Genomic DNA, 14,224 nt, shown 5'->3' with positions numbered 1-14,224 from the left:
GTACACTTATACAGTATATGCGTTTTAGGTTGTGTTATGTTTGTCATTCCCATTTATATAGAAGCAGGCGTGTGTGGTTTTGAATCCCCCGCAGCGCAGTACACCGAGCTAGGTGTAACCCTTGATGAGCTTTTAATAAAGCATCCAGATGCTACGTTTATTGGTATTGCATCGGGTAACTCTATGCAAGAAGTCGGAATTTTTGAAGGGGACTTATTAGTTATCGACCGTGCAGAGCCTGCAGAAAATGGTGACGTTATTGTTGCTAACTTAAATGGTCTTTTTGTATGCAAACTACTTGATAAAACCAATGCACGGCTGCTTTCTGCTTCTTCTTTACATAAGCCTGTACAACTAACCTCTACAGACGAGTTTCAGCTAGAAGGCGTAGTAACGCTATCAATAAGAATGCACAGGCAAAGCCCAGAGTTACTAAAATGTATGCCTTAGTTGATGCTGTGTCGTTTTATGCCAGTGCCGAAAAAGTATTCGACCCTGCTATTCGATCCAAACCCGTGGTTGTACTTACCAATAACGATGGCTGTGTATGCGCTATTTGCCCTATTGCTCGGCGCTTAAATATTCCTAAATTTGGCCCCTACTTTAAAGTTAAGCATTTACTTGAGCAAAACAACGTTGTTATTCGCTCTAGTAATTACGAGCTTTATGCTGATTTAAGCGACAAGATGATGAATGTTATTGGCCGCTTTTGCGATACACAACACATATACAGTATTGATGAATCGTTTTTGCACTTTAATGGCTACACATCATTAATTAAAGACTGGCATGAATACGGCCATACAATAAGGCGCACAGTATGGCGCGAAACAAAGCTTCCTGTGGGTGTTGGTTTTGGCCCGACCCCTACTTTAGCAAAAGCCGCTAACCACGCTGCTAAAAAGCTCAGTGGTTTTAATGGTGTAGCAGTAATAAATAGCGAACAAACTCGCCAAGCTATTTTACAAAGAATGAGCTGCGAAGATGTGTGGGGAATAGGCCGACGACTAGCTAGAAAGCTTAAAATAATGAATATACACACCGCTTGGGATCTTGCTCAGCAAAACCCTAAAGCAATGCGCCGTGCATTTAGTGTGGTTGTTGAACGTACAGTAAGCGAGCTTAACGGGATAACATGTTTAAACTGGGATGATGTACGACAAGACAAGCGGGAAATTTATTCGACCCGTAGTTTTGGAGAGCGCATATGCGAGCCAACAGCCCTTAAAACGGCGCTAATTAACCATGTAACCACAGTGGCTAATAAACTAAGAGCGCAACGCTCGCTTACTCACCAGCTTTATATTTTTGCAGCCAGTGGCGCGCACGAAAACAGATATTATAAAAAGTCGTTTGTGTATAAGTTCCCCTCACCCACTAACGACACCTGCGTGATGGCTAATGCTGTATCTGAGGTGTTTAATAATATTTACCAACCGGGGATCCGATTTTATAAGTGTGGTGTGGGCGCGGTAGAGCTAATATCAGAACAGTTTCAGCAAAATGACTTATTTAATAAGAGCCCTGATAATCCAAAGCTTATGCAATGCCTAGATACAATTAACAATCGATACGGAAAAGGGATGCTCAGCCTTGCAAGCAGTAAATTAAATGACCGATGGCACATGAACCGTGATTTTTTATCGCCGCAGTACACTACGCGTTGGCGCGATATCCCTAAAATATACTGCGAATGATTTACTACTTACTAGATGCTTTATTTGCTCTCGTCTGCTTTTTTAAATGTGCACTCTACACTAGGTTCGCTTAATGTATATTTTAGTGTGTTATCAGCTAAGAATTTGATACTTTGACTGATTGTTTTTTCGTTTGCAGGGTTTTCACAACGGCTCATTCTTAAACCGTTTTCAAGGCCATCACTTTTATATTTAATCGTACTGGTTATAAAACAAAAGTTTGGTTTTTTAATAGTGCGAGTACCATTGTGGAGCGATCCAAATACAATTTGTTCTCCAAGTTTAAAACCTGCACTTAAATCACTTTCGTCTGTCAAACTCAAATCGCTATTAACGCATAACCCTGAATTGGTCGACACAACTTCGTATGTCCCCAATTTTGACTTTAAAAACGGTATAAATCGTGTTTTATTACTCGGCTCAGAAAAAGCATTTGCACTTGTAAAAGCGACAGTTAATAAAGCGAGTGTTAAATATTTCATTTCGTGGGTGTATCCTCGTGAGTCAGCGTGTTAAATAATAGCAAAATGCCTAATCACTTAGCTTTTATAACTTTTAACAACTATAACAGAGATTTACTATAAAAGGAGAGAAGTCGTATTACAGGAGCGAGCGCGTGAGTAGGACGCGGAAGCTTTGCTCGGTTTTTATTATTCTTACATGGATGTAAGCCATTAGAATAATGCAGGAGCAGTTGTCGAGCCCACTAGTTTACAAATGTCGCGCCGCGATTAAATCCTTCTTGGATTGAACAAATTCAACCACCAAAGGTAAACATGCCCTAGATACTCATTACAAACCATTTTGTTGTTAAGCACTTTATTTAATACGTACTTAAACAACAAAACGATTTATACCAATGCGCCTAATTGTAAGGGTCAATTGAACTCATTAGATTATTTAACTAGTTATACGAATTGGTATTTATTTTATTGCCAGTACTTTGCAAATAATAAAGGGTAGCTTTGCTTTAAAAACTTAGGTTTGTCTTTAAAACGTTTACCTTTGGGCTCATCACTGCCAGAAGGGATAAACGGCAATTCGTCTTCGTTACGTTCTTCAAATAATAAACCGGCTATTAAGTCGTACTCATCAATGTACGGATAAGGCTGCTCGTTTAAGTAATAAACAGGTGTACACTGCGCTATAGAATCAGCATTTTCTAAGGCGTTTTCGAATACAGTTTTACCGCGCGAAATTAACCAACATCTAAATTCGCTAAAGCCGTAATCGTCGTTACATCCAGCCATCACAAAAGCGGCACCAAATAAATCCCAAGTAAAACACTTGCGCATATGTATGCCAAAATGCTTATCAAAATCAATAAGGTGTTGATCGCTTAAATCATTAAGTTTAGTTTTTAGGTTATCGCTCACACTTTGCGGATCGAGCCCTAAATCAGGCGTTGTTACTAATTCCCAAAAAGCCTGTTCTGTTAACGCTGCCATTATAAAATCTCTTTTACTCGGCCAACTTGACCATCTTCTAAACGTACTTTAATGCCGTGTGGGTGATTTGGTGATTTTGTTAAAAGGCGCTCAACAACACCCTCAGTTAATGTGCCGCTGCGTTGATCTTCTTTTAATACAATATTTACTGTGGTACCTGGTGAAATTTGCGAACGCGTAGGAACAGCCATAATTTAAACCCTAAAAATAATTTATCTAATTATAACGTCCATGTGCTATCAAACCAACAAAAGCTCTGTTAATTGGCGGAAAATGAAATATGTGCTGGTTTTGCGTTCAACTTAATACTCGTAAGCTCTTTGAGTATTATATTTGTTAATTCGTTAAGTTGCGGTTTTGCACTTTCAAGGGCTATATCATCATTAAAATAGCACTGTACTTTTAACGTATTAGCCTCGTTATTTAAATCAATGGTATGCGTTAGATAATCAAAACCAATTACGCTTTCTTTTATTGCCTCGCATGCATTAGTAAGTGCTAGTCGAATGTGCTTATCGCGCTGCTTTTGAGTTTTAGTCATAAATATAAAGGGTTACTTATTTAGTTTCTGCTTGTTGCTGTTTTTTAAACTCTTCGTAGTTAGAGTCTTGTTTATCTAGGCATTCGTAATATTCTTTGTCGGCTTTATAGTTACATTCATCAAGGCGCGCCGATTGAACTTCATGAAAACGCGCGTCAGAGCTACAACCAGCTAAAACACATAATCCAACAATAAGTAATGCGCTACTTTTTAGTTTATTGATAAACATTAAATTTCCTTACACTTTCTATATCGAAAAAGCGTTAAATTATTACAATATTATTGTATATTAGCGCCATAAAATCTTAATCTCCAAAGGATCTATTTCTATGATGTCGCAGTTACAAAAGTTGTTTCAGCGTATAGACAAAAGCAAGATATTTCAATCATTTGTTATAGCTGTAATTATTGTTTCTGCCCTGACAGTCGGTGCGCACACTTACTCACTACATCCTACCGTAGAACTTGCTCTAAATTGGATGGACGTTGGCATTACCGCATTCTTTTTAATTGAACTAGTAATCCGCTTTATTGCAAGTAAAGGCATAAAACACTTTTTTTCTAAAGGATGGAATATATTCGACACCATCATAGTATTGGGCAGTTTATATCCTGCTGCTGGTTCTACTATGTTAATTGCTCGTTTACTGCGCATATTTAGAGTACTGCGATTGGTATCGATGATCCCTGAGCTGCGCTTATTAGTTAACTCATTGCTTAAAGCCATTCCGCAAATGGGTTATATAGCCCTATTAATGTTTGTTATTTTTTATATATACGCTGCAATGGGCAGCATGATGTTTGCTGAAATAAACCCCGTACTTTGGCAAGACGTCTCAATCTCAATGCTTACCTTGTTTAGGGTGGCAACATTTGAAGATTGGACCGACATAATGTACGAAACAATGGCGGTGTATGAATTAAGCTGGATTTATTACCTTACGTTTATATTTTTAACTGCATTTGTATTTTTAAACATGATGGTAGGTGCAATACTTGAGGTAATGAGTGAGGAGCACCGCAAAGCACGAGAAGAGCTCGCAGACGACAGCTCATTACCTGCAACGCAAGGGCAAGTAAACGAACTAAAATCCCAAATTGCTGAGCTTAAAGAGCTATTGAGTAACCGCAAAAACTAATCTGATAAGAGTACTAAAGCACCCACTTAAAGTTTAAAAAGTGGGTGCAGCTTAGGCATTTAACTCAAACATGCATTCCCAAAGTGCTTTAATTCCCCTCGTTATCAGGTTTGTTATCCGTATCTTCAAAAGAAATGATGTTATCTACTTTCATCTTAAACGCATCAAAAAAAGCATTTTTTAAAACCGAAGTAACTGCTTGGAAAGTCGAAACATCCGCATTGTCTAATTGCCCTTCTATAGGAATGCGTGCAGCAACAAGTTTAGACTCATTGTTTTCGAGGATAGAGCCCAGTAAATCAACACTTCCTTCAAATATGGCTGTAAATATGCCGTCGTCATCTTTTTCTATATCTTCGCGCCACGAAAAAACACGCAAGTTTTGAACGCCCGCTTTTACATAACCATTTAAGTTATTATCTTTAGCCACAAGTTCCATAGCGCCATCAATGCCTCCCGCTTCAATATCAAACGGTGTATACACTTTAAATACAGTGTCTAAATTTTTAACTGAAAAGCGCTGTACCTCTGCATTAAAATCAAAATTAGCTTGCTTGCTAAAAGGGTCTAATTTGCCATTAAGCTTCAAAGCTGCCTCGCCCATTAATGCTCCTTCAACATTTAAAGTTGTTACAAGTGTTTTTGATAAGTTTTGAGCATTCGTAATATTTTCAATTTTGGCGTTAATATTTGATATAAAAGTGGGTTTTTCACCGCTATTGGTTGAGTTAACTAAGGTTAACTTTCCTTGCTCAATTGTTAAGGTATCAATAGAAAACAGTACTAAGTTATTGGCGAGCCCTACCCAGGTAGTTTCGTCTTTTACTTGTTTATTTTGCTCAGAAGCATTGGGGTCTTTATCGTAAATAACTATTTCAGGACGCGTAAAGGCCATGTTTGTTACTAAATTACCCTTTAAAAGGGCTGACCACGCGAGTGAAAAATCAAGAGTTTGAATGCTCAATAAAGGCTTAGGAGCTGAAGTTGCATCAACAGCGTAAATTTCAACGTCGTCAATTGCGTAGGCACCGCGATATAAAAACAAATCTACATCACCAACATGTCCCGTAACACCTTGCGTATGCTTTAACTGATAATTTACGTAATACTGAACTACATAAGGCGCGGCTATTCGCGTTATTATAAGCAATACAATCAGCGCTATTACACCTTTAAAATATTTGGCGTGAAATGTTGTAGATGAAAAATGCATTCTAACTTCCTTTGCTAAAAACGAGGGCCTATTGACCTTTAAGGATTAAACTCTGTTCTATGTAGGGCACGTATGTTTGGCATTTATGCTGCGTTATCGCCTATTTATGAAGAACAACCACACAACATAGACTCAACCTTGCCTAAAAACCAAACGTACGGCTGCACATTTAACCTCAAAGATAAACAGGCTCTAATTAGTTAAACTTTTTAATTAAGTACATAAATAAACGTGTAAAAATTACTAATATTTGTAACTTAAGTACCTGTTAGGTATAAAATTACAAATAGAGCAAAGCCATATAAGCTTAAAACTCTAAACTACAATCACTACAGCAAAGGATATACCACTATTCAAATACACCGCTTAATGAAGTGATTACCATGCTTATCTATCTATAGTTTTGCCAACTAATAACCTGCATTGATTCGAATAAATCGCTTTCATCTACTAAAGTAAAATTAACGCAAACAAGAATAAAAATACATGAACCCTGTTTTTTATATATTAGTTACTCTCTTTTTAACCAGTGTTATTTGGTCTGTCATATTTTTAATGTCGTGGTTTACGTTAGGTAAAAAGCAATATGCCATGCTTTGGACAATCGCATTCGCACTCTCTGCATGCCAATGGGCAACAATATTAGCAGAACCATTATTTGACTCTCACACACTATATTGGATGTTAGGAAGCAGCTTCTCAGTAGGCTCTGTGCTACTTGGTACATGGGGGCATTGCATTAGGGTAAATTCGAGTATAAAAATTCGCTATTTAATCATCTCGGCAATAGTAACTCTTGCTACTGTTTATTATTTTACAGCCATAAATATGCATGTTGGCTTATTTATGTCGTTGTATGTGTATTACGATGTGATCTTACTGATACTAAGTGCGGTTATTATTTTCAGGCATAAGCAAAAATCACTCCCTGCTGAAATAGGCGCTAGTATTACTTATTCGCTATGTGGATTACTTTTATTTGTTGCAGCAAGCATAGCATTACTGCAAGGCAGCCAAGTGAATGAAGAATATATAGCGCTATATACATTAATTAACTTTATGACTGTCCCCGCTGCTCATGTCGGCATGGCCGTATTTATGATATTCATAATGGCGTCTGATTTAGCCGAAAAAATGAACCATCTTGCAATGACTGATGTACTTACGGGCTGCTTAAATAGGCGTGGGTTTTATAATAAAAGCCAAGAGCAACTAAAAGATAAACTTAATAATTATAAGTACGTAAGCTTAATTTATTGGGATATAGATAAATTTAAAAAAATAAACGATGAGTTTGGACATGCAGGAGGTGATGTGGTGTTAGTAGAAGCGGCGAAAATAATGCAAGACTGCATAAATCCAGATGATTTGTTTGGCCGAATTGGTGGCGAAGAATTTACCTTATTAATAGCACGTAACGACGAGCCTACAGCTAAAGCATTCCCCGAAAAACTAAGAAACGCACTCGCCAGTAGTCCGATTCATTTTAATGATAAAGTAATTAATGTTACGGCAAGTTTTGGCGTAATAAATATTAAATACAATAAAACCGCAATTGAAAGCGCAATAAATGAGGCAGATAAAGCACTCTATCATGCTAAAAATGGAGGGCGTAATCAGGTAGTTCATATAAGCGAATTAAGTCAATAAAAGTTCATTATTACTAAGGCCTACCTATCTTTTTAGGTTGAATTTTCGGCAGCATCTTTAGGCAAATAGCATTAAAAAAACGAGGCGGATTGCTCCGTTTTAAGTTATTTTCATATGAATGTAAGCTAATAGAATAACACAAAAGAAGTTACCGCTCGCAGCGAGCCAGAAACGCACGGCACGCTTAAATCGAACCTAGATAAAACAAACTTTGTGCCTGAAAAGTCAGCGCTCTAACTAATAAGTTTAAGCGCATCGGCAAATCTAACTGGTTTACTGAATATAAAACCTTGATACTTATCAATTTGTAAGCTTTGTAATAACGTTAGCTGAGCGGGGTTTTCTACGCCCTCCGCTATTACTTGGCATCCAATCATATGCGACATGTTAGTTACCGCAGATACAATACTTTTATCTTTTGAGCATTCACAAATGTTATCAATATAAGATTTGTCTATTTTAATGTAATCAACTGACAGCTCTTTTAAAACCGATATAGAAGAAAACCCAGTACCAAAGTCATCAATAGAAATACGCACACCGGTATTTTTTATGGCCGTAATCACTTTTGACAAATACGGTAAATTTTTGATCATGACTGTTTCTGTTATTTCTAAATGCACATTGTATGGTTTAACAGCATATCTATTTAGAAGAGCAACTAAAAAATCTAAAAAATTATGGTTTTCTAGTTGCAACACCGACACATTAATCGACAATCCAATCTTACTATTCACAGCGTTTAACTTACTTAAACTCGCGATGGCTTGCTCTAGTACAAATTCACCTAATATATTAATTTTTCCATATCGCTCTGCAATATCTATAAATTCTGAAGGGGGAATAAATTCATCATTAAACTGCCAACGAAGTAGTACTTCAAACGTGGTTATTTCATTTGTACTTATATCAACAATAGGTTGATAACACAGATGAAAGTCACCTTTTTCTACGCACTCTTTAATTGAGCTGCGAAGTACTTCTTCTCTTTTAAGCGATTCATGCATTCGCTCGTCAAATACCGATATTTCATTACGGCTTTTCTTACCTTCATACATAGCAACATCAGCGTATTTAATCGCGTCTTCAAGGTTAAAATTTTCACGCGTAAAATACAGCCCAACTTTAAAAGAAGGGTTTACTTGATAGCTATCCATGCTTACTGTTTTCGTTAAAGTTTTAACTAATCTAAAAACACAGTCAAAAAGTTCGTCTTCGGTGTTACTACGAGAATAAAAAATAAACTCATCCCCTCCCCAACGACAAGCAATAAAATCGCCCTGAGTTTGTGTTTCAACTAATCGTTTACCTGTTTGGGCCAGAACAAAGTCACCAAAATCGTGACCGTATTTATCGTTGATGATTTTAAAGTCATCCATATCTAAAAATAAAACGGCTTTAATATCATCATTTTGATTGGCTAAATCAAGTTCAACATTAGAAACAAAGCTCCCCCTGTTAAACAATTTAGTTAAATTATCTTTTTGCTCTAAAAGGATTATTTGTTCGGTACGAAGTTGCACTTCGTTTTCTAAGTTTTCAATAAATTGATCTAACTTAAGTTCATTATTAATTGATGACTTTACATCTTTAGCAGAACGTACAGCGGTAACAAAACACAAAATAAACCATAAAACGAGCCCTAAAATACCTAGTACATTCTCATCTTCAATAGGCTGTAAAAGTAATAAAATACTAAAAGGAACCAGTAAACAGGTTATATACGACAAGGAGGAACGAATATCAGAAGCTAAAACATTTACACCGCCACCAGCAAGGGAGCTAAAAACAACGAGTGATACAAATTTTTCCTGCATTGGCATATTTTCATAAAACAAAATGGGGAAAGCGGCCCATGTTAAAGCCGTTAATAATAAACCTATAAAATACAGATGATATTTAAAAGCATGGGTGTTGTTAACAAATACATGGCTGGCTATTCGAAGTAATGAAATAAATGATAACGTAAAAAGCCAGTAAAGTTTTTCTTGCGAGGCGCTGTGGTTAATACTGCTAAAAATAAGAAAACAAGAAACAACCGTGTTTATAGCAATTGCAGAACTAAAATAGGAGCTAACAAATGCTAATCGCTTATTGGCAAAGTTATTTATATGAGAGGTCATTAATGTTACTTGAATAGGCTGTTGCACAATGTAAACAGTTTACTTAAGTTCAATAATAAACAAAAGTGAACATTCATAAAAAAGTATTGTTTTAGCCTCTTAAGCGGTTTTATAAGCCATTAAACTAAAAAGGGCTGGCAAATTGCCAACCCCTTTTGTTAATACTGATTATATATTATACCAATTCGCTTAATTAAGTGATCTATTTTGAGGGAAGAAAAATCGTGTCGATAACAAGGCAAAAATTTCGTTATATAGTTGCTCTATATCAGAAATATTTAACGTAGTTAGCGTCAGATTTACCCCCTCAAATTGATTAAGTATTATTGCGAATTGGTATTACTCACCATCAACAATTATGCGTAGCATACGACGAAGTGGCTCTGCCGCTCCCCACAAAAGCTGATCGCCTACTGTAAATGCGCTGATGTATTTTGGCCCCATCGCTAATTTACGAATACGGCCAACAGGAATTGTTAAAGTGCCTGTTACTTTAACGGGTGTTAAGTCTGTTGCGCTAATTTCACGCTCGTTAGGAATAACCTTAACCCACTCGTTATGAGACGCTAAAATTTCTTCAATTTTTTCTACGCTAATATCTTCACGTAATTTAATGGTCATCGCTTGTGAATGACAACGCATAGCGCCAATACGTACACATAAACCATCAATTGGCACTGGTTGCTTTGAAGAACCTAAAATTTTGTTCGCTTCAACCTGTGCTTTCCATTCTTCTTTAGACTGACCACTTGGCATAGGTACGTCAATCCAAGGGATTAAACTGCCCGCTAATGGCACACCAAACTGGTCTTGTGGTAAGTCTTTTGACGCCATTGTTTCACTTACTATTTTATCAATTTCTAAAATAGCAGAGCTTGGGTTATCTAGTTTATCTGCAACACTTGCATGAATAGCGCCCATTTGTGCAATAAGCTCTTTCATATTTCGTGCACCAGCGCCCGACGCCGCTTGGTAAGTCATTGGGCTTACCCATTCAATTAGGTCTTGCTCAAATAAACCACCTAATGCAAGTAGCATCAGCGATACAGTACAGTTACCGCCCACAAAGGTTTTAACGCCTTGCTCTAAGCCTTGTTCAATAACATCTTTGTTTACGGGATCAAGCACTATAATGCTGTCCTCACTCATACGCAGCGCTGAAGCTGCATCAATCCAGTAACCATCCCAACCCGACTCTCGAAGTTTTGGATATACCGCATTGGTGTAGTCACCGCCTTGGCAAGTAACAATAATATCCATTTTAGCAAGTTCGCTAATGTCACTTGCATCTAGTAATGGTTTTGCGTCGCCTGCTATATCTGGGCCTAGTTGACCCGCTTGTGAGGTGGTGAAAAAGGTGGTGTCGATATGGGCAAAATCACTTTGCTGCTGCATACGTTCTAATAACACAGAGCCAACCATGCCACGCCAACCGACTAATCCTACTTTTTTCATTGTTTGTTCCACTGTTTGATTCATAAAAGATGCCTTAATACATTAAAAATTAAATTCATTGCGTGAGATTTAATTTTCATTAACGCTAAACTAACACTGGCTGAAAGCTAAAACTAGCGAATAAAACAGAACTTAAATATTTTTCATACTGAGCATAAACACAAAAAAGCTCTGTATTAAAATACAGAGCTAATAGATAGTGAAGTTTATTATTTCATTCCTTGAGTTTTATTTTAAATAAAGCTTAAAACTCATAGCTATAACTTAAACTAAACTCAGTGCCGGTGTCTTGTCCCCAAAGGGTAAGACCTTCTTGTTCAATTTCTTTTTCTTGACCAAGCATATTCTTAACCTTAAAATTAACTTTAGAGTTAAAGTTAGGGAAGTAAGAATAAACTAAATCAACTGAATGAAACGACTTTTCTTCTGCATCTTCATTACCACGTGTACCAGGTACAATTATACGAGGACCAAACACATTATAAATTAATGAAGTAGAATGAAATCCATCATCCGAGTCATAGCCCATTTGTAAGTTTGCAACCCACTCAGAATGACCAACTAAACGACGCTCATTGTTAGTTACAATATTCGATACAGTATCGGCCTCAAGTGCTTCTTTAAGCTGTGTTTCAAACAGTGAGTCAACACCGTCTGAATCATTAATCCCCAAATTAACACTTGAGTCAGATAGCGTGACGTTGCCTGACAAAAATGCTGAAGACCAATCTTTATTTATAAAGCCAAAGTCAGTTAAAAAATCAACTTCAATACCCGACAATTTACCAGACTGAGCATTTGCTGTTAATAACTGTGGAGATGCTCCCCCTACGCCCGCAAGCTCAACCATTTCAATTGGGTTTTCAATGTCTTTATAAAATAATGCAACAGAAAGATTATTACCTGATGGCATATACCATTCAAACCTAAAATCAACATTTTTTAAATTAGAACTTTGTAAACTAGGAGAGCCTCTCACCAGAAACTCAGTTAACGGGTCAACAAAGAAAGAAGAGCTTACATCACGTAGATCAGGGCGAATGGTTGTTTCACTTAAATTTAAGCGAAATTGCATTTCTTCATCCATGATGTACGTAACAGCTAAAGAAGGAAAAAAGTTATCTTCATTAATAGCTACATCTTGGATTTCTTGTAGTGTATTTTCAAAGAAATTAGTATGCGCTTCATAACCGACTGATACTTGCGAAAAATCTTCCCATCGAACGCCACCAGTAAAACGCCAAGTGTTTTGATAGAAGTAATCGGCCATAAAATAATAAGCATCTAATTTATGCGCTGCACTGTACTTATCACCATCAGTGGTCCCGTCATCAAAAATACCTGAGCCAGTTACACTTGCATAAAAAGCGTCATTCGCCGTGTTTTCATCAGCAAAAATATCGCTTACGTTAGAACCGAACGAGTACTCATCGCTTATACCACGGTGCGTAATGCCAAACTTCACGTTACTTGCATCACGTTTTTTTTCTGAAAAATCGCCGCCTATTTTTAACTCAAGCTCATAGCCGTCACCATAAAAAGGCATACCCATATTCCAACCAAATGTTTCAACATCGTCGTGTAATACTTGATACTCACGGGTGATATTTGTTGCAGCTACATCTTGTAATTGTTCAGATTCAAGCACGCCATCAACTAAGTTTTGCTGATAAACAACATCTAAACCACCTGGTGCATTACGGTTTGCTCGACTTAAACCGCCATACCAATCAAAAAATAAATTATTTAGCTCTGGAAAGTTGTGCGTCCCCTTAAGCTGAGTCGAAAACATTTCGCGCTCTTCGTACGTAATATCTACTCGGCGTAATTCGGTGACACCTTCTTCGGTTTCATTTGCATCAAAGTAATCGCGGTTACGTACGCGGTCACTCATGTCATGAAGTGCAATATTAGTAAGCTCAAACTTATGGTTTGAATTTAACTCATATCCTAAATTTAATGTGCCGCTCCAACGTACATTTTGCTCAGTCGATGTACCATCGTAATACTGGGCAAAACATTTGTCTTCACAGCCTAAGCTACCAAGGCTTGAGCCGCTTTGCTCTTGAACTACTTCCCACTCGTTATCGTAAGATACGGCTGCAAGCACACCAAAAGTACCGGCCTCACTTTCAAATCTATCACCTAAGGCAATAGAGAAGTTCATGGCAGGGTCAACATCCTTTTCTGAAATACCTACATCCCAATCAAGCGATTGAATCAGGTTTTTACGCTCAGCTAACGTAGTGTTTATATTGCCCTCAAGACCAGCATCACTGGTAAGCGCAGTAGTAAACACATCCGATAATGCTCGCGAACCATCATCTCGACCCATCCAGTCATCATCACCGCCACTGTAAAAGTAACCTGTATCGCTATTAGAAGTATTGTACGATGTACCCACTTGTACTTTTAATAAAAAGTCAGAAGGAATTGATTTAGTCCGAATATTTACATTACCACCACCAAAATGCGCTGGCATATCCGGTGAAAATGACTTTTGTACACTCAAGCTTTCAATAATTTCAGATGGAAATAAATCCAAAGGAACCACTGAGCGAGTAGGATCAGGACTTGGTACATACATGCTATTTAGCTGAGTACTAGAATAGCGTTCACCTAAACCACGCACATAAATAAATTTGCCGTCGACTAACGTTAAACCAGTAACACGACGAAGTGCAGAGGCGGCATCGCCATCACCAGTACGTGATATTTGGTCTGCACCCATAATATCAGCAACAAACGCTTGGTTTTGACGTTCTTGCAGTACCGCACCCGCACTGCCCTTTAATCGTTGCCCTACAGCAACAACTTCTTCTATTTCTTGCTCTTCTACTTGCTGCTCAGCAGCCGTGGCTGTATTTACTGATAAACCAAGTAACGCAGCCATTACAGCGTAGTTTAACTTTGATAAAGCAAGTGTAGAGGGTTTAAAAGATTTCATTTTTATACTCC

General features: G+C 37.5%; 13 protein-coding genes. 4 read left to right on the top strand and 9 right to left on the bottom strand.

Annotated features, from left to right (window positions below; genetic code table 11):
* Positions 1-36: 36 nt before the first annotated feature.
* Both GQR38_RS14095 and GQR38_RS14090 read left to right on the top strand, forming a co-directional pair.
* Positions 37-450, top strand: coding sequence for a S24 family peptidase (locus tag GQR38_RS14095; protein WP_165722014.1), 414 nt, complete (start codon positions 37-39; stop codon positions 448-450).
* Positions 438-1,697 carry a Y-family DNA polymerase gene (locus tag GQR38_RS14090; RefSeq protein ID WP_165722015.1) on the top strand — a complete coding sequence of 420 codons (1,260 nt, stop codon included), beginning with the start codon at positions 438-440 and terminating at the stop codon, positions 1,695-1,697. The genes GQR38_RS14095 and GQR38_RS14090 overlap by 13 nt, the downstream gene beginning before the upstream one ends.
* A 20-nt stretch (positions 1,698-1,717) precedes the next feature.
* Here the strand turns inward: GQR38_RS14090 and GQR38_RS14085 are convergent, their stop codons facing one another.
* The 5 genes from GQR38_RS14085 to GQR38_RS14065 all read right to left on the bottom strand — a co-directional run bounded on the left by GQR38_RS14085 (position 1,718) and on the right by GQR38_RS14065 (position 3,915).
* A complete protein-coding gene (locus GQR38_RS14085; RefSeq protein WP_165722016.1) occupies positions 1,718-2,179 on the bottom strand; it encodes a hypothetical protein in 462 nt (153 codons plus the stop codon).
* Positions 2,180-2,626: 447 nt separating this feature from the next.
* The gene (locus GQR38_RS14080; RefSeq protein WP_007583221.1) at positions 2,627-3,145 is read right to left on the bottom strand and encodes a DUF4240 domain-containing protein; all 519 of its coding nucleotides are present in this window, start codon (positions 3,143-3,145) and stop codon (positions 2,627-2,629) included.
* Entirely contained in the window at positions 3,145-3,336 is a 192-nt protein-coding gene (locus GQR38_RS14075; protein WP_007583223.1) for a YwbE family protein, read from the bottom strand. The genes GQR38_RS14080 and GQR38_RS14075 overlap by 1 nt, the downstream gene beginning before the upstream one ends.
* Before the next feature lie 68 nt (positions 3,337-3,404).
* Positions 3,405-3,686: a hypothetical protein gene (locus GQR38_RS14070; RefSeq protein WP_007583225.1), complete on the bottom strand. Its 282-nt coding sequence runs from the start codon at positions 3,684-3,686 to the stop codon at positions 3,405-3,407.
* Between the two features lie 16 nt (positions 3,687-3,702).
* On the bottom strand, positions 3,703-3,915 hold the full coding sequence (locus GQR38_RS14065) for a hypothetical protein (protein ID WP_007583226.1): 213 nt from the start codon (positions 3,913-3,915) through the stop codon (positions 3,703-3,705).
* A 100-nt stretch (positions 3,916-4,015) separates the two neighbouring features.
* On the opposite strand from GQR38_RS14065, the gene GQR38_RS14060 reads away from it, so the two are divergent.
* Positions 4,016-4,825, top strand: coding sequence for an ion transporter (locus GQR38_RS14060; RefSeq protein WP_010552921.1), 810 nt, complete (start codon positions 4,016-4,018; stop codon positions 4,823-4,825).
* A gap of 88 nt (positions 4,826-4,913) precedes the next feature.
* Here GQR38_RS14060 and GQR38_RS14055 read toward each other — a convergent pair whose 3' ends face one another.
* Entirely contained in the window at positions 4,914-6,038 is a 1,125-nt protein-coding gene (locus tag GQR38_RS14055; RefSeq protein ID WP_165722017.1) for a DUF748 domain-containing protein, read from the bottom strand.
* A 486-nt stretch (positions 6,039-6,524) separates the two neighbouring features.
* On the opposite strand from GQR38_RS14055, the gene GQR38_RS14050 reads away from it, so the two are divergent.
* Entirely contained in the window at positions 6,525-7,688 is a 1,164-nt protein-coding gene (locus tag GQR38_RS14050; RefSeq protein ID WP_165722018.1) for a GGDEF domain-containing protein, read from the top strand.
* A 233-nt stretch (positions 7,689-7,921) separates the two neighbouring features.
* Here the strand turns inward: GQR38_RS14050 and GQR38_RS14045 are convergent, their stop codons facing one another.
* From GQR38_RS14045 to GQR38_RS14035, 3 genes are all read right to left on the bottom strand, one after another.
* Positions 7,922-9,811: a bifunctional diguanylate cyclase/phosphodiesterase gene (locus tag GQR38_RS14045; RefSeq protein WP_206006223.1), complete on the bottom strand. Its 1,890-nt coding sequence runs from the start codon at positions 9,809-9,811 to the stop codon at positions 7,922-7,924.
* A gap of 339 nt (positions 9,812-10,150) precedes the next feature.
* Complete coding sequence (asd, locus tag GQR38_RS14040) at positions 10,151-11,290, bottom strand: aspartate-semialdehyde dehydrogenase (protein ID WP_033012476.1); 1,140 nt, start codon at positions 11,288-11,290, stop codon at positions 10,151-10,153.
* 220 nt (positions 11,291-11,510) lie between these two features.
* Positions 11,511-14,213 carry a TonB-dependent receptor gene (locus GQR38_RS14035; protein WP_024593984.1) on the bottom strand — a complete coding sequence of 901 codons (2,703 nt, stop codon included), beginning with the start codon at positions 14,211-14,213 and terminating at the stop codon, positions 11,511-11,513.
* Between the last annotated feature and the right edge of the window lie 11 nt (positions 14,214-14,224).

It is taken from the genome of Pseudoalteromonas sp. c7(2019), assembly GCF_011378625.1.
Taxonomy (GTDB): Bacteria; Pseudomonadota; Gammaproteobacteria; order Enterobacterales; family Alteromonadaceae; genus Pseudoalteromonas; species Pseudoalteromonas arctica.
The sequence above is the reverse complement of the archived record's forward strand: the minus strand, read 5'-3'. Positions and strand labels throughout refer to the sequence as shown.